This is a genomic window from Halonatronum saccharophilum DSM 13868, from assembly GCF_000517025.1.
In the GTDB taxonomy this organism is placed as follows: Bacteria; Bacillota; Halanaerobiia; order Halobacteroidales; family Halobacteroidaceae; genus Halonatronum; species Halonatronum saccharophilum.
Window position 1 is genome coordinate 636,462 of sequence record NZ_KI912097.1, and the last position, 25,246, is coordinate 661,707.

General features: G+C 34.4%; 24 protein-coding genes. 23 read left to right on the forward strand and 1 reads right to left on the reverse strand.

Translation table 11 applies throughout. The features are described from left to right. The first annotated feature begins 477 nt into the window (after positions 1 to 477). The 23 genes from HALSAC_RS16710 (at position 478) to HALSAC_RS0114420 (ending at position 22,694) form a co-directional block, all read left to right on the forward strand. A complete protein-coding gene (locus HALSAC_RS16710; protein ID WP_051412256.1) occupies positions 478 to 2,343 on the forward strand; it encodes a methyl-accepting chemotaxis protein in 1,866 nt (621 codons plus the stop codon). A 178-nt stretch (positions 2,344 to 2,521) separates the two neighbouring features. After that, complete coding sequence (locus tag HALSAC_RS0114315; RefSeq protein ID WP_027340836.1) at positions 2,522 to 2,980, forward strand: hypothetical protein; 459 nt, start codon at positions 2,522 to 2,524, stop codon at positions 2,978 to 2,980. Positions 2,981 to 3,156: 176 nt separating this feature from the next. After that, the gene (locus tag HALSAC_RS16165; protein ID WP_051412257.1) at positions 3,157 to 5,007 is read left to right on the forward strand and encodes a methyl-accepting chemotaxis protein; all 1,851 of its coding nucleotides are present in this window, start codon (positions 3,157 to 3,159) and stop codon (positions 5,005 to 5,007) included. A gap of 169 nt (positions 5,008 to 5,176) precedes the next feature. Beyond that, entirely contained in the window at positions 5,177 to 5,764 is a 588-nt protein-coding gene (locus tag HALSAC_RS0114325) for a glutamine amidotransferase-related protein (RefSeq protein ID WP_027340837.1), read from the forward strand. Continuing rightward, positions 5,757 to 7,100: an aminodeoxychorismate synthase component I gene (gene pabB / locus HALSAC_RS0114330; RefSeq protein ID WP_027340838.1), complete on the forward strand. Its 1,344-nt coding sequence runs from the start codon at positions 5,757 to 5,759 to the stop codon at positions 7,098 to 7,100. The genes HALSAC_RS0114325 and pabB overlap by 8 nt, the downstream gene beginning before the upstream one ends. After that, positions 7,090 to 7,860 carry an aminotransferase class IV gene (locus tag HALSAC_RS16170; RefSeq protein WP_051412258.1) on the forward strand — a complete coding sequence of 257 codons (771 nt, stop codon included), beginning with the start codon at positions 7,090 to 7,092 and terminating at the stop codon, positions 7,858 to 7,860. Before pabB ends, HALSAC_RS16170 begins: the two co-directional genes overlap by 11 nt. A gap of 132 nt (positions 7,861 to 7,992) precedes the next feature. Then, entirely contained in the window at positions 7,993 to 8,565 is a 573-nt protein-coding gene (gene folE, locus HALSAC_RS0114340) for a GTP cyclohydrolase I FolE (protein WP_027340839.1), read from the forward strand. Between the two features lie 239 nt (positions 8,566 to 8,804). After that, positions 8,805 to 9,605, forward strand: coding sequence for a dihydropteroate synthase (folP, locus tag HALSAC_RS0114345; protein ID WP_027340840.1), 801 nt, complete (start codon positions 8,805 to 8,807; stop codon positions 9,603 to 9,605). Further along, positions 9,605 to 9,970, forward strand: a complete 366-nt coding sequence (folB, locus tag HALSAC_RS0114350) for a dihydroneopterin aldolase (protein WP_027340841.1) — start codon at positions 9,605 to 9,607, stop codon at positions 9,968 to 9,970. Before folP ends, folB begins: the two co-directional genes overlap by 1 nt. After that, positions 9,963 to 10,454, forward strand: coding sequence for a 2-amino-4-hydroxy-6-hydroxymethyldihydropteridine diphosphokinase (gene folK / locus HALSAC_RS16175; protein ID WP_035571952.1), 492 nt, complete (start codon positions 9,963 to 9,965; stop codon positions 10,452 to 10,454). The genes folB and folK overlap by 8 nt, the downstream gene beginning before the upstream one ends. A gap of 132 nt (positions 10,455 to 10,586) precedes the next feature. After that, a complete protein-coding gene (locus HALSAC_RS17735; protein ID WP_281172364.1) occupies positions 10,587 to 10,718 on the forward strand; it encodes a hypothetical protein in 132 nt (43 codons plus the stop codon). A 45-nt stretch (positions 10,719 to 10,763) separates the two neighbouring features. Then, the gene (gene hisZ, locus HALSAC_RS16180) at positions 10,764 to 12,029 is read left to right on the forward strand and encodes an ATP phosphoribosyltransferase regulatory subunit (protein WP_051412259.1); all 1,266 of its coding nucleotides are present in this window, start codon (positions 10,764 to 10,766) and stop codon (positions 12,027 to 12,029) included. After that, a complete protein-coding gene (gene hisG / locus HALSAC_RS0114370) occupies positions 12,022 to 12,669 on the forward strand; it encodes an ATP phosphoribosyltransferase (RefSeq protein WP_027340842.1) in 648 nt (215 codons plus the stop codon). The genes hisZ and hisG overlap by 8 nt, the downstream gene beginning before the upstream one ends. Positions 12,670 to 12,749: 80 nt before the next feature. Beyond that, a complete protein-coding gene (hisD, locus tag HALSAC_RS0114375) occupies positions 12,750 to 14,042 on the forward strand; it encodes a histidinol dehydrogenase (protein WP_027340843.1) in 1,293 nt (430 codons plus the stop codon). A 304-nt stretch (positions 14,043 to 14,346) separates the two neighbouring features. Further along, on the forward strand, positions 14,347 to 14,934 hold the full coding sequence (gene hisB, locus HALSAC_RS0114380; protein ID WP_027340844.1) for an imidazoleglycerol-phosphate dehydratase HisB: 588 nt from the start codon (positions 14,347 to 14,349) through the stop codon (positions 14,932 to 14,934). 163 nt (positions 14,935 to 15,097) lie between these two features. After that, positions 15,098 to 15,718, forward strand: a complete 621-nt coding sequence (gene hisH, locus HALSAC_RS0114385) for an imidazole glycerol phosphate synthase subunit HisH (RefSeq protein ID WP_027340845.1) — start codon at positions 15,098 to 15,100, stop codon at positions 15,716 to 15,718. Between the two features lie 374 nt (positions 15,719 to 16,092). Then, a complete protein-coding gene (gene hisA / locus HALSAC_RS0114390; RefSeq protein ID WP_027340846.1) occupies positions 16,093 to 16,818 on the forward strand; it encodes a 1-(5-phosphoribosyl)-5-[(5-phosphoribosylamino)methylideneamino]imidazole-4-carboxamide isomerase in 726 nt (241 codons plus the stop codon). Positions 16,819 to 17,048: 230 nt separating this feature from the next. Then, entirely contained in the window at positions 17,049 to 17,807 is a 759-nt protein-coding gene (gene hisF, locus HALSAC_RS0114395) for an imidazole glycerol phosphate synthase subunit HisF (protein WP_027340847.1), read from the forward strand. Further along, the gene (gene hisIE, locus HALSAC_RS0114400) at positions 17,798 to 18,448 is read left to right on the forward strand and encodes a bifunctional phosphoribosyl-AMP cyclohydrolase/phosphoribosyl-ATP diphosphatase HisIE (protein ID WP_027340848.1); all 651 of its coding nucleotides are present in this window, start codon (positions 17,798 to 17,800) and stop codon (positions 18,446 to 18,448) included. Before hisF ends, hisIE begins: the two co-directional genes overlap by 10 nt. 266 nt (positions 18,449 to 18,714) lie before the next feature. Beyond that, complete coding sequence (locus HALSAC_RS0114405; RefSeq protein ID WP_051412260.1) at positions 18,715 to 19,176, forward strand: chemotaxis protein CheW; 462 nt, start codon at positions 18,715 to 18,717, stop codon at positions 19,174 to 19,176. Positions 19,177 to 19,204: 28 nt separating this feature from the next. Beyond that, a complete protein-coding gene (locus tag HALSAC_RS0114410; protein ID WP_027340850.1) occupies positions 19,205 to 21,202 on the forward strand; it encodes a chemotaxis protein CheA in 1,998 nt (665 codons plus the stop codon). 12 nt (positions 21,203 to 21,214) lie between these two features. Continuing rightward, positions 21,215 to 21,577 carry a response regulator gene (locus HALSAC_RS0114415; protein WP_027340851.1) on the forward strand — a complete coding sequence of 121 codons (363 nt, stop codon included), beginning with the start codon at positions 21,215 to 21,217 and terminating at the stop codon, positions 21,575 to 21,577. A gap of 79 nt (positions 21,578 to 21,656) precedes the next feature. Further along, positions 21,657 to 22,694: a protein-glutamate methylesterase/protein-glutamine glutaminase gene (locus HALSAC_RS0114420; RefSeq protein WP_051412269.1), complete on the forward strand. Its 1,038-nt coding sequence runs from the start codon at positions 21,657 to 21,659 to the stop codon at positions 22,692 to 22,694. A gap of 44 nt (positions 22,695 to 22,738) precedes the next feature. On the opposite strand, the gene gyrA is transcribed toward HALSAC_RS0114420, so the two are convergent. Further along, on the reverse strand, positions 22,739 to 25,135 hold the full coding sequence (gyrA, locus tag HALSAC_RS0114425; protein WP_027340853.1) for a DNA gyrase subunit A: 2,397 nt from the start codon (positions 25,133 to 25,135) through the stop codon (positions 22,739 to 22,741). Positions 25,136 to 25,246 lie beyond the last annotated feature (111 nt).

Genomic DNA, 25,246 nt, shown 5'->3' on the forward strand with positions numbered 1-25,246 from the left:
CTATTTTAGTATTTTTGATATTGATAGAACTTTATTGTGAGTTGCCTGATTTTATAGGTCGAAAATTAAGTGTCTAAAAAAATGAAGAGCTAGAATATTATATAGAAGATCTTGAAGATTGCATTGAAGAATTAGAAATTAGGATTGAAGAACTAGAAGGTAAAATTATGTATATAAAAAAATAAGGTTCCCTTGAATTCTTATTTATTATATATTACAATTGTTAGATACAAATTTTCTTAAAACAAGAAAATGAAAAGATATTAATATCTTTTCGTTTTCAATAATATAATTTAATAATCAGTGATTTTTATTATAAACAGTTAGTGTGAATAACTATCTTTCTTAACAGAAAATTTTGATTTTTACTAAAATCTAGTATAAAATGTGTAGGTCTACTGTTTAGTAAATCAGGATATTATGTCCTGATTTTTATCTGTTTAAATAAATAAAAAATCATAATAGGAGGGTACAAATTTGAAAATTCAATCTAAATTACTAACTTTTTTATTAATAACTTTATTAGCTATTTTTTCTGTAACTATAGGAATTATTATATCTACAACAAAGGATATGGCTGTAGATAAGGCTACAAATTTAGCTATGGCTGAATCAAGAGAGTATGCAAAGATTATTGAAAAGGAATTAGAAGAAGGGTTTAATGTACTTAGGTTTTTAACAAATAATAGTAGTAGTGTAGAGGAATTAATTGGTGATGAGGTATTAATTAAGAATATATTAGACAATGATCATTTCAATAATATCTGGATAAGTATTGTAGATAGCAACATACATAAGAGATATCATTTAGAGGATGATATAATTATAGAAAATGAGATTACTAATGATTATATTGTTAACAATACCTTTGATTCTGAAAGAATACTAGAACCATATGAAAACCTTCAAGGGATAAATGTGAGCTCTTTAGTAGTACCGATAAGAGAAGGTAATAGGGTTGTGGGTAATCTAGGAATTGCTATAAATTTTGAAGAACTTCAGAGTATAATTGATGGCTTTGATATCTTTAAAAGTGGCTTTGGTAGACTGCTTTCAAATGAGGGGATTGTAATAGCTCACCCTAATCAAGGTAGGAGATGGGATACTTCGGGAGATTTTGAGGGGGAGAAAGAGGATATATACAGGGGTGTTGTCAAAGAAGGAGAGCTCTTTTATGATGATGCTTTTTCAGTAGCTTTAGATGATTATGTATTTAAAAGCTTTGCTCCTGTTAGGGTAGGGGAAACCCAAACTCCTTGGAGTTTTGGCGTTGTTGCTCCCCATGAAGAGATGTTTGCAGAAGTAACTTCTTTAAGCCGAAGAATAACTTTTATAAGTATAATTTCTTTTATAATAATTAGCATTATTATTTGGCTTATAACTAAGCCTATTGTCGATAGGGTTAAAAGATTAAAAGGGTATGCTTTAATCATAGCTAAAGGGGACTTTACTGCAAATATTTCAGATAGCTTGATAGAAAGTAAAGATGAATTGGGTGATTTAGCTAGAGCTTTTAAAAAGATTCAGTTAAATATGAGGAGTGTTATAGATAATATAAATAAAACAGTAGTTAATTTATCTTCTTATAGTCAGGAGCTATCTGCATCATCACAAGAGGGTAATGCAACTATAGAAGCTACTGGTGGCCTGATTGAGAATATGGTATCAAGTATTGAAGAAATCTCTTCTAATACAGAAGAAGTAAGAAGATTATCTGAGGAAGCTAATTATCAAACTGATATTGGAAATGCCGAAATTGAAGAAACTGTAGAAAGTATAAAAGAGATTAATAGAGTAGTTAACCAAAGTGTAAAATTAATTGAAGGCCTAGGAGATAAAACAACTGAGATTGGAGATATAATAGTATTGATTACTAAGATTGCTGAGCATACCAATATCCTAGCTTTAAATGCTTCAATTGAAGCTTCCCGTGCTGGAGAATATGGGGAGGGCTTTGCTGTAGTAGCAGAAGAGATAAGGAATTTAGCTACTGAAACATCCGATGCTACAGATAAAATATCTAATTTAATCAGACAAACCCAAGAGGAGTCCAATAGGGGGATAAATAAGATTAGAGAGGTAAGAATCAAGGCTCAAGATGGTGAAAAAACTGTACAAAGAACTGGAGAGGTATTTGATAATATTAGAAACTCTATTCAAGAGACTACTAGTAAAATTGTAAGTACATCTAAAGCAACAAGTACTTTAGTTCAAAGTAGTAGTGAAGTTAATAGTGCCAGCGAAGATATAAAAGGGATGTCTACAGAAATCTCTTATTCTGCCCAAGAGTTGGCCCAGATGGCTCAAGAATTACAAGATTTAGTAGAACAGTTTAGCGTATAAAGTTTAAAAAATCTCTATTAGCTTCTATAATAAGGTTAATGTTATTGATAAAGTAGAACTCTTAAGACTTCTACTTTATGTGATTTCATACCGAAATTCGTCAAAATCACTGGCAAGGTAAAACTTTATTTGATAAGATTATATAATAGATATAGTAATTTTTTAGGGAGGGTTTTAGATGAATAATAATATTGAAGAAAAGGCTTGGCAAATATTAAATAGAATCGAAAATGCAAAGGAAGATAATTTAGATGAAGCAATTAGAGAGGCAGTGGAGAGAGAAGAGGATTTAGATGAGGTTAATAAAGAAGAACAGATCAGACAGCTTAAGGCCAAGGTAGAAGAAATAAGAAAAGAAAAGAAGGAAAAAGAATGTCAATTAAGGGAGATAAAGAAGATAAAAGAATTAGATGATCTAAAGGATATATCAGAGATAAATATTGATAAATATAAAGTAGCCAGTCAAGAAGATAGAGAAAAAATTTCTAAAAAGATTAGCTATTTGGCCCAAGCTATTAAAGAAAATAAATATTTAGCAGAAGATACTCTTAAGACCTTTGACCTATATAGAGAGAGAATGATAGAAAGATGTATAAAGGAGAAGGATTTGGGAGATCAAATTAATAGTTTAACTTAATTTTAGAATTTATATAAAATATGATAATTCACGAATTATAACCTCTGTTTTAAAACAGAGGTTATAATTTTATTTTAAATATGGTAAAAAATAGAGGAGTTCAAGTAATTGTATCGAATTTTTTATTAGTTTAGTTATTATTAAATAAAATATAAGTTATAGGGAGTGGGATAAGAATGTTTAATAATTTACAACTAAAGCAGAAGTTGATTATGATTATGATCTTATTAAGTGTTATACCAGTTTTTATTTTCGGGGTATTTGATTACATAAGTAGTAGGTCTGCTATTCAAGAAAGGGTAATTGAAAGAAATAATATAGTGGTAGATGGAGTCGTAGAGCAAGTTAGAGTACTTATGGAGGATAATATTAGAGGATTAGAATTTTTAAGTAACTTAGAAGGTATAAAATCTATGAATTTAGAAGAGCATCAAGAGATATTTAATGAATATATGGATGGATATGAGCTGTTTGAACATCTCTTTGCAACTGATATAGATGGAACTATGGTAAGTTTGGATGTTGATAGTGAATATATAGGGGCTGATCTTTCAGGCAGGCAATGGTATAAAGAAGCTATAAAAGGAAAAGCTTTTGTTAGCTCATCTTACATATCTAAAGGTACTAATAAGCCAACAGTTACAATATCGCTTCCAATTTGGGATGAAGGAGAAGTAATAGGTGTCCTTGGTGGAGATATTAGTTTAGCTGAATTACAAGAGATAATATCAGGAATTACCTTAGGAGAAACAGGATATGTCTTTATAACTGATGACCAAGGGACTGCAATTGCTCATCCCCAATTTGAAGGTGCTGTCTTAACTCAAACCAGTGGGAGGGGAACAGAAGCAGTAGATAGAGCTTTGGCTGGAGAGAGTGGCTATATTATTTATCATAATGCCTTTGAAGAGGAGATGTTAGGTTCTTATAGTTCTGTCGAAGGTTTAAACTGGGTAGTAACAGCTCAACAGCTTACTGATGAAGCTTTTAGCGAGTTGAAGGCTCAATTATTTTATAATTTGATAACAGTTTTAGTAATCGGCTTAATTTCATCTTTAGTTGCGGCTTGGTTGGCTAAGCAATTTGTGGATCCTATTTTGAAGGTTGTTGATAGTATAGATCGTTTTGGGGAAGGTGATTTAACTGTTCAATTAAAAGATGATAGAAAAGATGAACTTGGGGATTTGGCTAGATCTTTTAATAAGACTTCTCAAAATATTCAACTTGTTTTTAAGAGGTTATTGAGTACTGTTGAAGATTTATCAGCTTACAGCGAGGAGTTATCGGCTTCAGCTCAGGAGGGTAATGCTAGTATAGAAGTAAGCAATCAAAGGATTGAAAGTATGATAGCAAATATTCAACAGATATCTGCTATTAGTGAAGAGGTTAATGGGGTTACTCAAGAGTCTACTGCCAAAGTTAATTTAGGAACTAAGAACATTAAAGATATTATAGAGAAGAATAATAATGTTAACCATTCTTTTGTAGATGCTGTAGAGGTTATTAATGAGTTAGATACTCAGGCTCAAGAGATAGGAAAAATTGTAAGTTTGATCACTGATATATCAGAGCAGACCAATTTGTTAGCTTTAAATGCTGCAATTGAAGCAGCTAGGGCTGGTGAACATGGTCGTGGCTTTGCAGTAGTTGCCGATGAAATTAGAACTTTAGCGGAAGAGACTTCAAATGCAACTGGAGATATTACTGAATTGATTAATAATATCCAAAATAAAGCTGGATCTGGACTTGCATCTATTAAAGCTGTTAAGAGTAAAGCAAAAGATATGGATATGATTATTCAAAGGACTGGAGATATCTTTGGAGAGATTGAGCAGGCAATAGAGGTGACCGCAGTTTCTATAGAAGAGACATCTATTGGAGCTAAAGAGTTGGCAGGACAGAGTAGTAAAGTAATGAGTAGCTCTGAAGATATAGTTAATATGTCTGATGAGATAGCAAATTCTTCTCAGGAATTAGCGGTCATGGCTCAAAAGTTACAAGGTTTAATTGAAGAATTTAGGATATAATAAGATCGGAGAATAAGCCTATCATCTTAAGATGATAGGCTTATTCTTTGTTACTATATTAAAAATAATGCTAAGGCTTGAATTTTCTTTATAAAGGTTATATTATTTTATAGAGGTGTAATATTATTGTCTTAGTCTTATAGTTAAAATAATTGCAGGAGTGGTTAAATTGATATTGATGATAGATAATTATGATTCTTTCACTTATAATTTAGTCCAATTTCTTGAAGAATTAGGGGAGGAATTGGTGGTAAAGCGTAATGACCAGATTGAAATAGAAGAAGTTGAAAAATTAGATCCTGAGATTATAACTATATCTCCAGGACCATCTAATCCTACTAAGGCTGGGTTATCTTTAGAGATAGTAAAAGAGTTTAAGGGTAAGAAACCTGTTTTAGGTATTTGCCTTGGTCACCAGGTAATTGCTCATCACTTTGGTGCTAAAATAGTTAAGGCTAAAGAGCCTGTTCATGGTAAGGTCCATCCAATAGAACATAATAATACAGGGGTATTTAAAGGTTTAAATAATCCTTTGCAGGTTACTAGATATCATTCTCTGGTTATAGATAAAGCTACATTGCCCCAAGAGTTAGAGGTGACTGCTGTAACATATGAAGGAGAGATTATGGGTATTAAACATAGGGAGTATTCCATTGAAGGGGTACAGTTTCATCCAGAGGCAATCCTTACAGAGCAGGGCCAACAGATATTGGAAAACTTTATCAAGAAAGTAAGAGGGGATAGAGAAAATGATTAAGGAGATAAAAACAGAACTGAATGCTTTTGAATTATATACAATTTTTAAGGATGATAGTGATAGTTTCATCCTTGATAGTTCTTTACATAATGATTTGGGAAGATATTCTTTTATCGGGGCCAACCCCTTTAAGGTCTTAAAATTTAAAGATGAAGAGACAAACCCTTTAGAAGAGTTAAGATCAGAACTTAACAAGTATAAAGTAGATAACCATACAGAACTTCCTTTCATTGGAGGTGCAGTTGGTTATCTCTCATATGATCTTTGCCATTACATAGAAGATCTACCTAAGAGTGTAGTAGATGATGTGGCGATTCCTGATCTTTATGTAGGGTTATATGATTGGGTTTTGGTAGTAGATCACTTAAAAGATAAGGTCTATCTAGCTTCTCCTGACTTAGATTCTCAAATAGAAGAGGAGAAGTTAAGCAGTATCTTAGATAGAATTACTAAAGCAGAGGAGGAAGGGTTAAATCTTAGTCGTAGAAAAGAGGGATCTGAGCGGATAAAGATCAAATCTAATTTTATTAAAGAGGATTATCTCCAAGCTATCGAGAAGATAAAGGATTATATTAGAGAGGGAGAGATCTACCAAGCCAATATGACCCAAAGGTTTAGTGGGAAGACTTCTCTTTCAAGCTATGATTTATATAGTGATCTAAGGAGAATAAGCCCAGCACCCTTTGGAGCCTTTCTTAACTTTTCTGAGGTAGATATTCTCTCTAATTCACCAGAGCGCTTTATTAGTGTTAGAGATAGGGTTATAGAGACTAGACCTATTAAAGGGACTAGACCTAGAGGAAGTACACCAGAAGAGGATTTAAGGCTAAAAGAAGAATTATATAATAGTGAGAAGGATAGGGCAGAACTTTTAATGATAGTTGATTTGGAAAGAAATGACCTTGGGAAGGTATCGAAGACTGGAAGTGTGAGGGTTCCAGAACTCTTTAAGCTAGAGGAATATGCCAATGTACACCACTTAGTAGCTACAGTTAGAGGTGAGATTAAGGAAGAAAAGGACTTGGTTGATTTGATTGAGGCTACCTTTCCTGGCGGTTCGATTACCGGTGCTCCTAAGATCAGATCTATGGAGATAATAGATGAACTGGAGCCTACAGTTAGGAATGTTTATACAGGGGCGATAGGTTATTTTGGTTTTGATGGGAACTTAGATTTAAATATTGCCATTAGAACAATGGTCAAGAAGGGCCAACAGGTTTACTTCCAAGTTGGTGGTGGGATCACTTGGGACTCTGATGCCCAATCAGAATATCAAGAGACTTTGGACAAGGCAGGATCTATTATGAAAGCATTGAGGGGTTACTATGAAGAATAAAATTTCATTTGCGAGTGGTTTAACTAAGTTTGGTATCGGACTTTTTGAAACTATTAAAGTTTATCAAGGTAATCCTTTGCTCTTAGAGGAACATTTAGATAGACTTTATTCTTCTCTTTCTAAGTTAGAAATTCCTTTTAAATTCGAAAAGGAGCAGTTGGAGAAGGAGATACTAGATTATTGCCAGCCTTTAGATAATAAGGCTTTAAGGGTTACAGTCTGTGATGAGGGTTATAACTTTTCCCTTCGCGATATCCCTTATGGGAGAGATGATTACAAGAGGGGATATCGGGTGGCGTTGGCCCCATTTAAGCGGGGAGAAAGCCCACTTTATAATCATAAGACTGCTAATTATTATGAAAATATTCTAGTTAGAAGGGATGCTTTGGATAATGGTTATGATGAGGTTTTATTTGTAAGGTATGATAATAAGGTCTTAGAAGGAACCACGACAAATATATTTTTTGTAAAGGGAGATTGTCTTTATACTCCAAAGGAAGACTTAGGATTACTTCCAGGTATATTGCGGGCCAAAGTTATAGAGTTGGCTAAGGGTTTGGGGATAGAAGTTAGGTTAATGGAGATAGATATCAGTGAAATCTCTAACTATGATTTTGCCTTTGCAACCAACAGTTTAGTTGATATGATAAGGATAAGATCGATAGAAGAGCTTAGATATGATTCTAGAAATAAGATCTTTGATAAAATAAGAGAGTCATTTAATAAAAAAGCATATCCGTTGAAGTTAATTGATGATTGAACAGGAAAAAATAATTAATTTAAATATTTTCAAAGATATTTTAAGAATTTAATTAAATTTTCATTGAATAGTGGTTAAATGGTTTTTAAGGTTTTGATCTTAAGCTGAAAGCTGATGGCTAATTACAAGGAGATGATTCTGTTGGATTTAGAGAAGATAGAAAGAGCAGTTAAAGATATATTGGAAGCTATTGGAGAAGATCCAAATCGTGAAGGTCTTAAAGATACTCCTCAAAGGGTGGCTAAGATGTATAGTGAGATCTTTGCTGGAGTAGGAGAGGATCCCAAAAAGGAGTTAGAACTCTGTTTTGAAGATGAAAAGTATGAGGAGTTAGTTTTGTTAAAGGATATTACTTTTTATTCTATGTGTGAGCACCATCTGATCCCTTTCTTTGGCAAGGCTTATGTGGCTTATATACCAAAGGGAGGAAAGGTAACAGGACTCTCTAGATTGGCTAAGTTGATTGAGGGGCTAGCTAAGCGTCTACAGCTACAAGAGAGGTTAACCAAAAGGGCTACTGATGCCATTATGGAGGTCTTAGAGCCTTATGGTGTAATAGTAGTAATAGAGGCTGAACACATGTGTATGACGATGCGAGGTATGAAGCAAACTGGTACTAAGACCATAACCTCAGCTGTAAGAGGAGTCTTTAAAGAAGATATTGGAGCGAGAAATGAAGTAATGGCACTGATTAATAGAGATTAGCTACTAGCTAAACTGGGGCTTTAAAAAGATAAAAAGTAAAGGGATTGACGCTGACTAAAGTCTGACAAGAGCCGACAAGATCAGGACAAGAGATTAAATAATTAAAATTAAAAAAGGTTTAGTCAGATTTTAGTCATCTCTTCTCTAAGACCTTATCAGCGCAGATGATTTTGTACTTAAGCTTTTAATCTTTTAGCTAATAGCACAAAGCACACAGCTAATAACAAAGGAGGGGTATCATGTTCGATTTTGGTAAAAAGACATACATAATGGGAATTTTGAATGTAACACCAGATAGTTTCTCTGATGGTGGGGAATATTATGATATTGAGAGTGCGCTAAAGCAGGCAAAGGAGATGGTTGTTGAAGGTGCCGATATTATAGATGTAGGTGGAGAATCGACTCGACCTGGTGCCAAGAAGGTAAGTGTAGAAGATGAGCTTAGCAGAATTAAACCTGTGATTAAGAGGCTGGTAGAGGAGCTTGAGGTTCCAATTTCAGTCGATACCTATAAGCCTCAAGTTGCCCGTGCGGCTCTAGAGATAGGTGCTCATATAATAAATGATGTCTGGGGTCTGCAATGGGATGGGAAGATGGCAGAGGTAGTTGCTCAGTATGGGGTTCCAGTTGTAATAATGCATAATCAAGATGGAACAGAGTATAATGATGATATTATTGTAGAGATGAAGAAATTCTTAGCTAAGAGTATTAAGATGGCTAAAGAGGCTGGAGTAGAAGATAAGGACATAATTTTAGATCCTGGTATCGGATTTGGCAAGACCTCTGAGCAGAATGTGGAGGTTATGGGTCGTTTGAGTGAACTAAAAGATCTTGGTTATCCTATTCTTTTGGGTACATCAAGGAAGTCAATGATTGGTAATATCTTAGACCTTCCTCCTAAGAAAAGGGTTGAAGGAACCTTAGCAACTACAGTTATGGGGATTATGCACGGTGTTGATATAGTCCGAGTCCATGATGTGAAAGAAAATTTAAGGGCAGCATTGGTTAGTGATGCCATAGTTAGAGGATGGGATAGTTGATGGATAAAATTATACTAAATAATCTAGCTTTTTATGGATATCATGGTGCTTTGGCAGCAGAAAAGGAGATTGGACAGAAGTTCTTTATAGATATAGTTCTTTATACTGATATATCTAAAGCAGGAGATAGTGATAGATTGGAGGATGCTATAAATTATGCATCTGTTTATGATCTTGTTAAGAAGATTTGTACAAAGGAAAGGTATAATCTTTTAGAGGCTTTGGCTACTCAAATTGCTAATGGGATTTTATTTGAATTTCCTAGAGTAAAAGAGGTCTTAGTTAAAATTAAGAAACCAGAAGCTCCTGTTGATGGGATATTTGACTATTTCGGGGTAGAGATAAGGAGAGGAAGAGATGAATGAGGTTTATCTTGGCTTAGGGAGTAATCTAGGTGATAAGGTCAAAAACTTAAAGAAAGCTATCAAGTTGATTGGAGATTTTTCTAAGACTGAAGTTATTCAGGTTTCAAAGCTTTATGAAACTGAACCTTGGGGTTATAAGGAGCAAGATAATTTCTTTAATCTTTGTTTAAAGGTAAAGACTGATTTAGCTCCTTATGTATTCTTAAAGGAGTGTCAAAGGGTAGAGGAGGTTTTAAAGCGAGATAGGAAGGTAAGGTGGGGGCCAAGGACTTTAGATATCGATATTTTGATCTATGAAGGTATAAGTTTAGATGATGAAAATTTAACTCTGCCTCACCCACGGATTGAAGAGAGAGATTTTGTTCTTTGGCCCTTGTTAGATTTAAATGAAAAGTTATTGATTAAAGGAAATACTGTAAAGCAGTGGGCGAAGGAAGTTGGAAGTGAAGGGATAGTTTCTAGCTTTGAGTTAAGGGAAATTTAAAATTTAAAGTAAAGCTAAAAAGTTATAGGCAAATTTGTCTATAACTTTTTTTGCCACAAGAAGGTAATCTTTAAATTATAAAGAAATAATTATAAAATGATTAGAAGGTAAGAATGACAATGAATAAGCTTGATGGAAGAGATTTGTTTAAGGAGAGTAAAGAAGTTAAGGAGTTTTCAACAGAGTGTAGATTGTGGGTCGTACAGAATTAATAGTTTGGCTTTATTTCTCTTGACATCTTTAGTTGCCTATGGTATATTTTAATAAATCATCACTTTAACAGAGTAAAGTATTAAAGGAGGGGTTAAGTTGAATTTGAATAAATTACAACGACCTGAAGGGACTAAGGATTATCTACCCCAGGTTGCAATTAAGAAAAGATACATAGAGGATTCATTATACCAAACTTTTAAAGGTTGGGGGTATAGAGAGATTATAACTCCCACATTTGAACATTATGATATATTATCGGCAGGTACTGAAGGTTTGCAGACCAAGATATATAAGTTTTTTGATAGGAAGGGTCAAATATTGGCCTTGAGGCCAGAGATGACTGCTTCTATTGCTAGGGCAGTAGCTACTAAACTAAAGGATGAGCCTTTGCCTCTAAGGTTATCATATCAGAGTAATGTCTTTAGATATGAGAAACCAAGAGCAGGTAGGTATCGTGAATTTTCTCAAGGAGGTATAGAACTCTTTGGAGTAGGCAGTCCAATGGGCGATGCGGAGGTTATTGCCATTGCAGCTAAGGCTTTAGAGGGTTCAGGTTTGAAGAATTTTAAGATAGATATTGGAGATGTAGATTATTTTACAGGAATTATGAGAGAAGGAAAATTAGATAAAGAGATACAGCTTAAGATTAGAAGGGCTTTATCCCAAAAGAATTTAGTAGAGTTAAAGGAGCTTTTAGACCAAACAGATCTTAATTCTAAAGGAAAGGAAGCAATTCTAGAGGGTCAGAATTTAAGAGGTGGGTTAGAGGTTATAGAGAAGGCCAAGCAGTTGGTAGGAAATCAAGAGTCCTTAGAATCTCTAATTAACTTAGAAGAGGTTTATAAATACTTAAACCTTTTAGGTGTTAGCCAATATATCTGTATAGACTTAAGTGTAGTAAGGAGCTTTGATTATTATACAGGAATTGTCTTTGAAGGCTATAGTGAAGACTTAGGTTATACTATCTGTGGTGGAGGCCGTTATGACAGATTGGTAGATAAGTTTGGCTATTCTATTCCAGCTACAGGCTTTGCTATAGGAATTGATCGGTTACTATTATCTTTAGAGGAACAGAATTATCAATTTCCTATTCCTCAAAACGGGACTTTAGTTCTCTTTGATAGAGATAATAATGCTCAGGCTTTCTCGCTGGTAGATAAGCTAAGAGAAGAAGGAGAAGATGTGGAATTTGAGCTTTATAATAGAAGTCTAGATCAGGTGATTGATTATAGTTTAGTCAAAGGGCTCAATAGAATATTAATCCTTGGAGATGTTGAAGGAAAGGATGCTTATCAGACTAAGGTAATTGAAGGCCAAGAGGTTATAGAAGTTTTGCTGGAAGGGGGATTAAAGGGTGAGTAGATTAACTATAGCTTTACCTAAAGGGAGAATGTTTGATCCAGTTGTGCAGATACTACAGAAGGCTGGAATTGTTGGGAGAGATTTAGATGATAGTTCAAGGAAGCTGGTTTTAAAGGATGAAAAAAAAGATATTGATATTATCCTTTCTAAGCCAGCTGATGTACATACCTATGTAGAGCATGGAGTTGCTGATTTGGGTGTAGGAGGTAAGGATGTTCTTTTAGAGGCTAGGGCCAATGTAGCTGAAATCTTAGATTTGGGCTTAGGAGCTTGTAGGTTAGTAGTAGCTTTGCCTAAAGACAAAGGGATCACAAGTTTAGACCAACTTCCTCCAACGGGGATTGTTGCTACCAAATATATAAATGTAGCTCAAAGCTTTTTTGATAAGCAAGGGATACAGGTAGAGACGGTTAAGTTGAATGGTTCTATAGAGTTGGCCCCTATTATTGATTTGTCTGATATGATTGTTGATATTACTTCAACAGGAACGACCCTAAGGGAGAATAACCTAATTGAGATTGCTGAGATTGCCAAATCAACGGCTCGCTTAATAGTCAATAGAGTCAGTTATAAGACCCATCATAATAGGATAAAGTATATTGCTGATAAAGTCGATGAAGTTATAAAGAACAATTCATAGTTAAAAATTTTAGCTACTAGCCAGTAGCTAAATTGGCTGACGGCTGAAAGTTGATAGCTAATAAAGAGGAGGTTACAATTATGTTGAAGGTTATTAGAGTTGGTGAGAGTGGAGTAGAGCAGGAGTTAAATAAGATTTTAAATCGTTCATCTTTTGATAATCCTAATCAGGTTGAGAGTGTGCAAATAATTTGGGATGATGTGAAGGCTAAGGGTGATGGAGCGATTTTTGAATATACATTTCGTTTTGATGGGGCCAAATTAGATTCATCTACTTTAGAGGTAAGTGATGAGGAGATTAAGGAGGCTTATCAGAAGGTAGATGAGAACTTTATTAGAGCAATAAGAAAGTCTATTGAGAAGGTTGGCGAATTTCACAGAAAGCAGTTAAGAGAGAGTTGGATGGATGTCAAAGAGGATGGAGTAATTCTTGGACAGAAGTTTGAGGCATTAGAGAGAGTAGGCTTATATGTGCCTGGTGGAAGAGCTGCTTATCCATCATCTGTAGTGATGAACGGTGTCCCTGCTAAGGTGGCAGGGGTTAAGGAGATAGTTATGGTTTCTCCTCCAGCAAAGGATGGGAGTATGAATCCATATACATTAGTAGCAGCAGCTGAAGTAGGGGTGGATAGGATTTATAAGGTTGGTGGAGCCCAAGCAGTAGCAGGTTTGAGTTTTGGTACGGAGACTATGGTTAAGGTCGACAAGATTGTTGGCCCGGGTAATATCTATGTTACTTTGGCTAAGAAACTGGCTTTTGGTTATGTGGATATTGATATGTTGGCTGGACCAAGTGAGGTGCTAGTTATTGCTGATGAGAGTGCAAATCCTCGATTTGTGGCTGCTGATCTATTATCACAAGCTGAGCATGACCCAATGGCTTCTTCTATTTTAGTAACTACCTGTGAAGATTTAGCTTGGAAGGTAAATGAAGAATTAGAGTTTCAATTAGCTAAGCTATCTAGGAAAGATATTGCTCAAGAGTCTTTAGAGAATTATGGAGCTATCTTAATTGCTAAGAATATGGATGAAGCGATAGATTTAAGTAATGCCTTTGCGCCAGAGCATTTAGAACTTGAAGTTGAAGATCCTTTTGCTATTTTGGGTAAGATAAAGAATGCAGGGGCAATCTTTATGGGCCAATACTCTGCAGAGCCAGTAGGGGATTACATAGCAGGACCAAATCATGTTTTGCCAACAGGAGGATCAGCTAGATTTTATTCTCCTTTGAATGTAGATGACTTTGTCAAAAAATCAAGCATAATATTCTATTCCAAGGCTGGTTTAGAGAAGGTCAAAGACGATGCTATCAAGATCGCTGAGGTAGAGGGATTGGACGCCCATGCTAATAGTATAAAGGTGAGATTTGAGTAAGAGAAGCTATGAGCCAAGAGCTATGAGTCATGAGCTAAGAACAAGGTCTTTAAAATCAAGAGCGTATTAGAGATATACTAAAAAATCAAGAGCTTTTTTGGAACCACTAATGAACACGAATATAATTAAAATTATTATTGAATTGAAATATATTTTAGATATTTTTAATTATAAAGTATGATTTTTGTCTTTAAATCTTTTATTCGTGACTATTAGTGTTTATTAGTGGTAAAATTTTTTAGCCTGTGATCTTTGTTGATTCATAGCACAATGCACATAGCTACAATCCAAAGGAGGAGTTAAGATGTCTAGAAAGGTTAAGAAGTATAGGAAGACAGGGGAGACGGAGATTGATTTGGAATTGAATTTGGACGGGAGTGGCACAACTTATATAGATACGCCAGTTCCTTTTTTAAATCATATGTTAAATCTCTTTGCTAAACACGGACTCTTTGATTTGAAATTAGAGGCTAAAGGTGATGTGGAGATTGATGACCATCATACTGTTGAGGATATTGGAATAGTTTTAGGGCAAGCAATAAAGGAAGCTATAGGTGATAAAATTGGGATTAAGCGTTATGGATCTAAGTTTATCCCTATGGATGAGGCATTGCTTCATACAGTATTAGATCTTGGCGGTAGGTATTATTTAAACTTTTCAGTAGATGGGTTAAAGGATCGAGTCGGTGAATTTGATACAGAGTTGGTAAAAGAATTCTTTATTGCAGTTGCTTTTAATGGAGAGATGAATCTACATATTCGCAAGGTTGAAGGGGAGAATACACATCATATTATTGAGGGAATTTTTAAGGCCTTCGGTAGAGCATTAGACGAAGCGGTGACTATAGATAATAGGATTAGCGGTGTTATGTCGACGAAGGGTAAACTTTAAGAACAGTTTGCAATTTACAATCAAGGTCAAGGGATAAGGGATAAAGAATAAAAAAGCTATGAGTCTTGAGCTATGAGCACAGGGCACAAAGCATATATGACTTTATTTATTAAATATTCTCTATTATTTCTTAACTGTTTTTCAAAGAATGGAGGGTTAAATTATGATTAAGATTATAGATTATGGGATGGGTAATCTACGTAGTGTTCAGAAGGCCTTTGAGAAGGTTGGCTGTGAAGCGGAGATTACTAGTGATAAAGAAGAGATCTTAAAAGGAGATGGAGTTGTACTTCCAGGTGTAGGTGCTTTTAAGGATGCTATGGATAATTTAAAGGACCTTGATTTGATTGATACTATTTATGAAGTAGTTGATGGTGGAACTCCATTTCTTGGAATCTGTTTAGGATTACAACTTCTTTTTAGTCAAAGTGATGAATTTGGTACTACTAAGGGGCTGGATATAATAGCTGGTAGGGTTGAAAGATTTCCTGAGGGCTTAGATATTAAGGTGCCTCACATTGGCTGGAATTCTCTAGACCTTCAAGGTGGAGAGAAGCTTTATAAAGGTTTAGAAGGAGAGTTATTCCAATATTTTGTTCATTCTTATCATATTATTCCAGAGGATGAGAAGGTTATAGCTACAAAGACCGATTATGGAATCGAATTTGTCTCCAGTATCGCTAAGGACAATATCTGGGCTGTACAGTTTCATCCAGAGAAGAGTAGTAAACAAGGGCTGAAGATATTAGAGAACTTTGGGAGGATCGTAGAGAGTAAGGGGTAAGGGCAGTTAAGAGCAATGTACAATTTACAATTAACAATGTACAATTAAGAACAAAGTCAAGAGTAAAGATCAAGTGATAAGGGATAAAGAATAAGAATAAAGGCATAGACGCTGACTAAGTTCGGATAAGAGCCGACAAGGTCAGGACAAAAGATTAAATAATTAAAATTAATAAAGGTCTAGTCAGATTTTAGTCATCTCTTGTCTGGGGTCTTGTCAGCGTATATGATTTTGCACTTAAGGTTTTAAAAAGGTTTAAAATCAGATTTAATCTGGGTTTAATTTGTGCTAAGTCTTTGATTTTAAGGTTTTGAATTTTTAGCTCAAGGCTCATAGCACACAGCACATAGCTAAATACAAGGAGGTTTTAATTAATGGAAGTAATACCAGCAATAGATATTAGAGATGGAAATTGTGTTCGTTTATATAAAGGAGATTTTGATAAGGAGACGGTCTATGGTGATCCTTTAGAGATGGCCAAGTTATGGGAGTCTAAAGGAGCAGGTAGGCTGCATATAGTAGATTTAGATGGAGCATTAGACGGGAAACCTACCAATTTGGAGTTAATATCTAAGGTTGTTGATAGTGTAGAGATGCCAGTACAAGTTGGAGGGGGAATTAGAAGCTTAGAGGTGATTAGAAATTATCTAAATATAGGTGTGCAGAGAGTAATTATTGGAACTGCTGCTATAGAAAATCCTGATCTTGTGTTAAAGGCTATTGAGGAATTTGGGGCAGATAGAATTGTAGTAGGTATCGATGCCAAGAAGGGCTATGTAGCTACTGAAGGTTGGGTTGAAACTTCAGACACTACTATAATTGGTTTAGGTAAGGCGATGAAGAAGCGAGGGGTAGAGTGGATAGTTTATACCGATATTAGCAAGGATGGAACCCTAAGCGGGCCAAATATTGAAAGCACCAAGGAGTTGGCCCAGGCAACAGGTTTGAAGGTTATTGCTTCTGGTGGGGTATCTAAGTTAAAGGATATAGAAGATCTATTAGAAGTAGAAGATTACGGTGTTGCAGGTGTTATTACTGGGAAAGCTTTGTATAGTGGCAGTTTAGATTTAGAAGAAGCGATAAAAGCAGTTGATAGTTAAAAATTGATAATTGATAGTTAAAACCTTTTATATAGTATTTTACTAATCTTAAAGTTGAACCATTATGAATTAATATCTATAGTTGATAACTTTAAGTAAATTTATTATTTAATAACTTTTTCAAATAATATGATAAATGGAAAGTATTTGGATATATTAGAGTTAAGTTATTGATTTTAACTATCAATTATTCACTATCAATTATCAATTAAAAAAGGGGGGGTTAGAAGATGATTACTAAAAGGATTATTCCTTGTCTTGATGTTGATAAGGGGCGGGTTGTTAAAGGAGTAAACTTTGTTGATATTAGAGATGCAGGCGATCCAGTAGAGCTGGCTGCCTATTATGATAAAGAAGGGGCTGATGAACTTGTCTTTTTAGATATTACAGCCTCAAGTGATAAGAGAAAGACTATGGTGGAGGTAGTAAAGAGAACTTCTGAGGAGGTTTTTATTCCTTTTACTATTGGTGGGGGGATTAGAACTACTGATGATATGAGAGAGTTATTAAAGGCTGGAGCTGATAAAATATCTATTAACTCAGCAGCAGTTAAAAATCCCAATCTTATTAAGGAAGGAGCAGAAAAGTTTGGCACCCAATGTATAGTGGTAGCAATAGATGCTAAGAGAAAGGGTGAATCTTGGGAGGTTTATGTTCATGGAGGAAGGAAGTCTACAGGAATTGATGTAATAGAGTGGGCCAAAAAAATAGAAGCTTTAGGTGGAGGAGAGATACTTTTAACCAGTATGGATGGAGATGGTACCAAAGATGGCTATGATAATGATCTAAATAGGGCCGTTTCTGAAGCAGTAGACATACCAGTAATTGCCTCTGGTGGAGCAGGAAACTTAGAACATATTAAAGAGGCTTTTATTAAAGGAAAAGCAGATGCTGCTTTAGCAGCTTCAATCTTCCACTTTAAAGAGTATAGGATAAAGGATGTTAAAGATTATTTAAGAGAGAAAGGGGTTGGTGTAAGATGCCTTTAAGTAATCTGAAATTTGATAAAAATGGATTAATACCGGCTATAATTCAAGATGCCCAGACTAAAGAAGTTTTAATGATGGCTTATATGAACGAAGATTCTTTAAAGCATACTATTAGAACTGGAAGAACCTGTTTTTGGAGTAGAAGTCGTCAAGAACTTTGGTGTAAGGGAGAAACCTCAGGTCATATCCAAGAGGTCGAGGAGATTAATTATGATTGTGATGGCGATACACTATTAATAAAGGTTAATCAGACAGGAGGAGCTTGTCACACAGGTCATAGGTCTTGTTTCTATCGTGGTATCAAGAAGAAGGAAGAAGCTCAGAAGGTTTTTAATCCTGATGAGGTTTATAAGAAGGCTTTAGATGGAGAAATCTTAGATGAATTATATACAGTGATTAAAGATAGAAAGTTAAATCCTAAGGAAGGGTCATATACCTCATCTTTATATGAAAAAGGTGAGAATTCCTTTTTGAAGAAGATAGGAGAAGAAGCTACTGAAGTAGTGATGGCAGCCAAGGAGAATGATAAAGGTGAAATAATTTATGAGAGTGCAGATCTTTTATATCACCTTTTAGTTGCTTTAGTCTACTATGGTGTTGAGTTGAATGATATCTATAAAGAGCTTGATGATAGAAGATAAAGACTACATTTTATGTGGTCTTTTTATTTTTAAGGGTATTATTATCTTTATTCTTCTGCCTGTTTTAACTCATTGAGAAATCTTTAAAAATTAATTATTTAAAGATTTGTGAGAAACCAGAGTACTTATTTAAATTAACTTTTTTCTCTAATTAAGAAGGAATTATAATATGAAATCTAGAACTAATAAATAATATAGATTATGTTAAAATTTGTGTAAAGGATTAGAATGTCAATTTTTTTATAAATATGAAGGGAGGGCTTATAGTGGCTGCTAAAACTAGGCAAACTATTGTCTTTGATATTGGTGATGAAAAGTTTGGAGTTAGGATTACTGAGGTTTATGAGATTATTCGAATGAAGAAGATAACAGAGTTACCTATCTCTTCAAAGTATATAGCAGGTATTATTAATTTAAGGGGAGATATAATTTCTGTCATTGATTTAAGGAGAAGATTTGGAATTGAAGATTTAGAAGAGACTGAGGATACTAGAATTATTGTGGTAGATTTTGAGGGCCAAAATGTAGGTTTAATTGTTGATGCTGTTTCAGAAGTTTTACATATTAATGAGGATGATATTGATCTACCACCTAAGAGTATGGTAGGGATTAAGGGGGATTATATTACTGGAATTATTAAGATAGAAGAGGATATTGTTATATTACTAGAGTTATCTAATTTATTAAGGTCAAAGGAAAAGATAAAGTTACAAACTGAAGAAGCTTAAGGGCACTTTAAGGAAGGGGGAAATAGTTATGGATATGAGTGATTTTCAAGAGTTGTATGCTAGTGAATCTAGAGAGCATTTAGATATTTTAAATGACTCATTACTAACATTGGAGAATGACCCAAGCAATATGGAGATGATTAATGAATCTTTTCGTGCAGCACATACACTTAAAGGTATGGCTGGGACGATGGGGTTTGATAATGTAAGTGAGTTAGCCCATGTAATGGAGAATATATTGGATCTTCTTAGAGATGAGAAGTTGGTAGTTGATACAGAGGTAATTAATTTATTATTTAAAGCAATAGATACTTTAGAGTTATTAAGTAATAGTCCTGAAGAGGTAGAGAATTTGGATGAATTAATTGATGAGTTAAAATCTTATTCTCAAGATGGGGATCTTAAAGATGTAGAAAAGAGATCTTTTTCGGATGGTGATAAGAATACTTTTAAAATTAGTGATGAAGAATTACAGGTTATCGAAAGTAATGATGGTAAGGTTATAACTATAGATATTCAGTTAGAGGATGACTGTGTATTTAAATCTTTAAGAGCAGATATGGTCTTTGAAATCTTGGAGGACTATGGTGATATTATTAGAGTCTTGCCAGGAGTTGAAGAGATTAGAAAGGAAGAGATGGATAATAACTTCTCTATTTTGTTCTTAGGAAAAACTGATCTAGATAAGGATAATATTGTTGAATCTTTGATTCATATCTCGGAGGTCGATAGGGTAAAGGTTGATCTAGTAGAAGATATAGATCAATTAAGGGCCAAAGAAATTATTAATAAAGAAGTTAAAAGTAATAAAGATAAAAAAGAAGATAGGGTTAATGAAAAGGATAAGGCCACTAGGCTTTCTAAGAGGTTAAAGTCTAAAAGTACTATTAGAGTTGATGTAGAGCGTTTAGACTCATTAATGAATCTAGTAGCAGAGCTTGTAATTAAGAGAACTCAAGTTGAATCGGTAGGTGAAAGCTATAATTTAGATGAATTAAATAAGAAACTAAAACCCTTAAGTAAGGTTACTACTGAATTGCAGAATGCTGTTATGGAGATGAGGATGGTTCCAATCAGCTTGGTATTTAATCGCTTTCCAAGGTTGGTTCGTGATTTGGCCCAAGGTTTAGAGAAAGAGATCAATCTAGTAATTGAAGGAGAAGATACAGAGTTAGATAGGACAATTATTGATGAGATTGGTGATCCTTTAGTTCATATGCTAAGAAATGCTATTGACCATGGAGTTGAATCTCCAGAAGAGAGAGAGAAGGTAGGAAAGGATAGAAAAGGGCTAGTCAAGTTATCAGCCTTTCATGAAGGAAATAATGTTGTTATTCAGATTCAAGATGATGGAAAAGGTATAAATCCGGATATAATTAGGCAGAAAGCCTTAGAAAAGGGAGTAGTTACTCAAACTGAGCTTGAAGGTATGGAAGATTCTGATGTTATTAAATTAATCTTTGCCCCTGGGTTTAGTACCAATACTGAGATAAGTGATGTCTCAGGTCGTGGAGTAGGAATGGATGTAGTTAAAACTAAGATAGAATCATTAAGTGGCTCAGTAGATATTACTTCTGAGGTAGGAAGAGGATCTACTTTTATTATGAAATTACCTTTAACGTTATCTATAATTCAAGGTTTCTTAACCAAGGTAGCAAATCAAGAATATGTAATACCACTAGAGTCTATTCAAGAGATTGTAGATGTTAATCCAAAAGAGATACAAACTGTTAGAAGCCAAAAGGTTATTCATCGTAGAGGTTCTGTAATTCCTCTTATCTCTTTAAGGAAGAACTTGAATAAAGAAGCTTTAACTGAAAAAAGAAATGAAATCCCTACAGTTATTGTTGAAGTAGGCGATGATAATTATGGTTTAATGGTCGATTCTATAATTGGACAGCAAGAAGTTGTAATTAAAAGAATTAATGATTTATCAGAAAGCTTACAGAAAATAGCAGGTGGAGCCATCTTAGGGGATGGTAGTATCGCCTTAATTATTAATGTAGAAGAAATTACAACAAATTAGGAGGGAATTCTCTTGCCGAAGAAGATTTTAATTGTTGATGATGCGCAGTTTATGAGAACAATGTTGAGTAAGTTAATTGAGGAAAATGGTTATGAGGTTGTTGGAGAAGCAGTTAATGGTGAGGAAGCAGTTAGTATGTATAAAGATTTATCGCCGGATTTGGTAACTATGGATATTACAATGCCAAAGATGGATGGGATTGAAGCTACTAAAGCAATAATGGGCCATGATCCAAGTGCCAAAGTTATTGTATGTAGTGCTATGGGTCAAAAACCTATGGTAGTTGAATCACTTAAAGCTGGAGCTAAAGATTTTATTGTAAAACCCATTAAGCCTAATAAGGTAGCTGATGCTTTGGTAAATATTCTAGGCTAATCCTGGAGGTGGGGAATTGAATTATAAAGGCAAGAACAATACAGAAATAAAGGTATTAGTAGTAGATGACTCTGCATTTATGAGAAAAGTAGTAGGAGAGATGTTAGAAGAAGAATCTGGGATAAAAGTTATTGAAAAAGCTAGAAATGGTAGAGATGCTCTACTTAAGGTAGAAAAGTATGATCCTGATGTAATAACTTTAGATGTTGAAATGCCAAAGATGGATGGTTTGGAGTTTTTACAAAGGCTTATGGAGAAGAAATCTACTCCAGTTATTATGTTAAGTAGTTTAACTGGTAAGCAAAGTGAAACTACAATTAAAGCTTTAGAGTTAGGGGCTTTTGACTTTGTTTTAAAACCTTCTGGATCTATATCTTTAGATATTGAAAAAGTACAAGAAGAACTTATAACTAAGGTCAAGTTAGCAGCTAAGGTGAAAAATAAGGAGTCTAATAATAAGACTAGAAAGCTATTCAAAACTATTGATGATAAGAGGGTTAAAAGCAAAAGAAAAGAGATTAAAAGTATATCAAAATCTGCTAATAGTACTCCTTTAAACAAGAAACTTCTTGTGATTGGAGCTTCTACAGGAGGGCCAAGGGCTATCAAAGATGTAGTTACTTTATTGCCTAAGGATATAAATGCAGATATAATTATTGTTCAGCATATGCCAGCAGGTTTTACTACATCCTTGGCTGAGCGATTGGATGGTCTTTCTCATATAAAGGTAAAAGAAGCTCAAGAAGGAGATCGTTTGGAGAAAGGAAAGGCGTTGTTGGCCCCAGGCGGCTATCATATGCTGGTTAAAAGGGGCAAGGTAACTCTATCCAAAGAGGATAAAGTTCATAATGTTAGACCAGCTATTGATGTTACCATAAAATCTATTATAGAAGAGTATGGAAGTAATACTGTGGGAGTATTACTGACTGGTATGGGTAAAGATGGGGCAGAAGGGCTGAAGATGATTAAAGGAGCTGGAGGGCAGACCATTGCTCAGGATGAAGATACATCAGTAGTCTATGGTATGCCTAAGGTAGCTTATAATATAGGTGCAGTAGATGTTGTTAAGCCTATAGGTAGTATCGCTAAAGAGATAATTAGAATGTTAAAGAGTTAAAAAGATAAAAGGTCCATCTCATAATTGAGATGGACCTTTTATCTTTATTTTTTATCATTGTCTGTATTAAGATTTGGCAATTTAAACACCTTAATAAATTCATCATTATCTAGTTTTAGTTGAGAATACATACTACCTAAGCGTTTGGTTGAAGTTATATTATCTATTTTCATTTCTTTAAGTTCTCCATTGCCGCTTACTAGCATAATTTTTTCGTTTTCTTCAGCGCTAAAGAGAGATAATAGGGTATATTTATCATTTGATAATGTTTTTAGTCCTTTTCCATAACGGTTTTGTAATGTATATTCATCTAAAGGTGTTGCCTTTCCTCTGCCATTTTTGGTTAGAGCTATAACTAGGTCTGATTTATCAGTAATATTAAAGGAGATGACCTCATCATCCTCTTTTAAGTTTATTCCTTTACTACCTTTAGTATTTCTTCCCGTAGGGGATACCTGTTCTTCTTCAAAGTGGATTGTATAACCTGCTTTAGTTCCTAAGAGAATCTTATTATCACCATCGGTAAATGATGCCCCAATTACCTCATCACCATCATTGAGATTTAGTGCGATTATAGAAGAAATAGTACTTTCATATTCCTTAGCTTCAGTCTTTTTAACTAATCCATCCTTAGTAGCTATAGTAATATATTTTTCTTTGTTAGATTTATTTAACATAAGGATAGTTACAATTTTTTCGTTCATAGGCAGTTTTAAAAATTGGTTTAAAGGATCTCCAGTCGAAAGACCATGGTGTTCGGGTACCTGATGGGCTGTTATGAAGTGCGCTTGACCCTTATCAGTTATAAAGACTAATTTATCATGGGTTCTTCCTTCTACTATATGGGTAATAAAATCATTTTTCCCTGCTCTGATATTATCTCTAGTATCGCTTCGCTTAATATAATTACGGAAGGATAGAGAGATCACAACTTTCTTGTCTTTAATAAGATCTTTTTTATCAAGTTCAGCCTTTGAGTCATCAGCAATTATTTCTGTTTTGCGAGGATCACCATAACGATCTTTAACCTCTAATAACTCATCTTTAATTATTCCCTCTAAAACATCTTTCTTATCTAAGATAGATTTTAGGAATTTAATTTCTGCCCTTACTTTCTTTAAGTCTTCGTTTAACTTTTCAATCTCTAAGCCAACTAGACGTTGCAATTTTAAATTCAATATAGCTTCTGCTTGGACTTTTGTTACTTCAAGCTCCCTTTGTAGGTTCTTCTTAGCAATTTTTGTAGATTTGGACTTACGAACAACTTCAATAACTTTATCCAGGTTATCGGTAGCCTTCTTTAACCCGATTAATATATGTTCTCGCTCTTCCTTTTGGGCCAACTGATAAGAAGTTCTATTTAAGATTACTTCTTTTCTAAAGTCTAAGAAGTGATTAAGTATTTTTTTTAAATTCATAACTTTAGGCTCTTGATCTACTAAAGCCAATAGATTAATTCTTAAAGAAGATTGTAAAGATGTATACTTATATAATCTATTAAGAATTATCTCTGGATTTGCCTTTCTCTTTAGATCGATAACGACTCTAATTCCGTGGCGATCAGATTCATCTCTTAAATCTTTTATGTTATCAACTTTAGCTTTTTTAACAGCATCGGCAATCTCTTCAATAAGCTTAGTTTTTGTTAATTGATAAGGTATCTCGGTAATAACAATTCTCTTTCGACCACTGCCAGCACCTTCAACTACACTCTTGCCTCTTAAGGTTATACTTCCTTTACCAGTTTTATAAGCTTTCTTTATCCCTGTATTACCTATAATTGTACCACCAGTTGGAAAGTCAGGTCCAGGAATTATATCCATAATATCTTCAATTGATTTATTAGGATCTTCTAATAATTTAATTAGGGAATCTATAACCTCATTTAGGTTATGAGGTGGTATATTTGTACTCATCCCTACTGCAATTCCACTAGACCCATTAACTAAAAGGTTAGGTACCCTAGATGGTAAGACTCGTGGTTCTTGTAAACTTCCATCGAAGTTGTCGGTGAATTGGACAGTATTTTCATCAATATTCTTTAGCAGTTCTTCTGAAAGTGGGGTTAATTTAGCCTCTGTATAACGCATAGCAGCTGCACTATCACCATCAATAGACCCAAAGTTACCATGACCATCAATTAATTGGTAGCGTTGACTGAAATTTTGAGCCATTCTAACCATAGCATTATAAACTGCTGCATCACCATGGGGGTGATATTTACCCAAAACTTCACCAACAATACGGGCTGACTTTTTATGGGGCTTGTCCGGTGTAAGTCCTAACTTTTTAGTTGCATATAATATCCTCCTATGTACAGGCTTTAAACCATCCCTAACATCTGGTAGGGCACGATCTATAATAACACTTAGTGAATAATTTAAGTATGAACTCTTCATCTTCTCTTCAATAGAGACAGGTGTAACCTTCTTATCCTTCATTTTATATCTACTCCCTTCAATTTCTACTATATTAATTAACATTATTTATTATATCATTAAATTCTCATTTGTAAAATATATAGTGGTACTTTCGCGATACAACTAATAGAA

Excerpts from the sequence above, each read along its gene's own strand:
- HALSAC_RS0114315 (WP_027340836.1), top strand. The coding sequence starts at position 2,522 with ATGAATAATAATATTGAAGAAAAGGCTTGGCAAATATTAAATAGAATC.
- HALSAC_RS16165 (WP_051412257.1), top strand. The coding sequence starts at position 3,157 with ATGTTTAATAATTTACAACTAAAGCAGAAGTTGATTATGATTATGATC.
- pabB (WP_027340838.1), top strand. The coding sequence starts at position 5,757 with ATGATTAAGGAGATAAAAACAGAACTGAATGCTTTTGAATTATATACA.
- HALSAC_RS16170 (WP_051412258.1), top strand. The coding sequence starts at position 7,090 with ATGAAGAATAAAATTTCATTTGCGAGTGGTTTAACTAAGTTTGGTATC.
- folE (WP_027340839.1), top strand. The coding sequence starts at position 7,993 with ATGATTCTGTTGGATTTAGAGAAGATAGAAAGAGCAGTTAAAGATATA.
- folP (WP_027340840.1), top strand. The coding sequence starts at position 8,805 with ATGTTCGATTTTGGTAAAAAGACATACATAATGGGAATTTTGAATGTA.
- folB (WP_027340841.1), top strand. The coding sequence starts at position 9,605 with ATGGATAAAATTATACTAAATAATCTAGCTTTTTATGGATATCATGGT.
- folK (WP_035571952.1), top strand. The coding sequence starts at position 9,963 with ATGAATGAGGTTTATCTTGGCTTAGGGAGTAATCTAGGTGATAAGGTC.
- HALSAC_RS17735 (WP_281172364.1), top strand. The coding sequence starts at position 10,587 with ATGGAAGAGATTTGTTTAAGGAGAGTAAAGAAGTTAAGGAGTTTTCAA.
- hisD (WP_027340843.1), top strand. The coding sequence starts at position 12,750 with ATGTTGAAGGTTATTAGAGTTGGTGAGAGTGGAGTAGAGCAGGAGTTA.
- hisB (WP_027340844.1), top strand. The coding sequence starts at position 14,347 with ATGTCTAGAAAGGTTAAGAAGTATAGGAAGACAGGGGAGACGGAGATT.
- hisH (WP_027340845.1), top strand. The coding sequence starts at position 15,098 with ATGATTAAGATTATAGATTATGGGATGGGTAATCTACGTAGTGTTCAG.
- hisA (WP_027340846.1), top strand. The coding sequence starts at position 16,093 with ATGGAAGTAATACCAGCAATAGATATTAGAGATGGAAATTGTGTTCGT.
- hisF (WP_027340847.1), top strand. The coding sequence starts at position 17,049 with ATGATTACTAAAAGGATTATTCCTTGTCTTGATGTTGATAAGGGGCGG.
- hisIE (WP_027340848.1), top strand. The coding sequence starts at position 17,798 with ATGCCTTTAAGTAATCTGAAATTTGATAAAAATGGATTAATACCGGCT.
- HALSAC_RS0114410 (WP_027340850.1), top strand. The coding sequence starts at position 19,205 with ATGGATATGAGTGATTTTCAAGAGTTGTATGCTAGTGAATCTAGAGAG.
- HALSAC_RS0114420 (WP_051412269.1), top strand. The coding sequence starts at position 21,657 with ATGAGAAAAGTAGTAGGAGAGATGTTAGAAGAAGAATCTGGGATAAAA.
- gyrA (WP_027340853.1), bottom strand. The coding sequence starts at position 25,135 with ATGAAGGATAAGAAGGTTACACCTGTCTCTATTGAAGAGAAGATGAAG.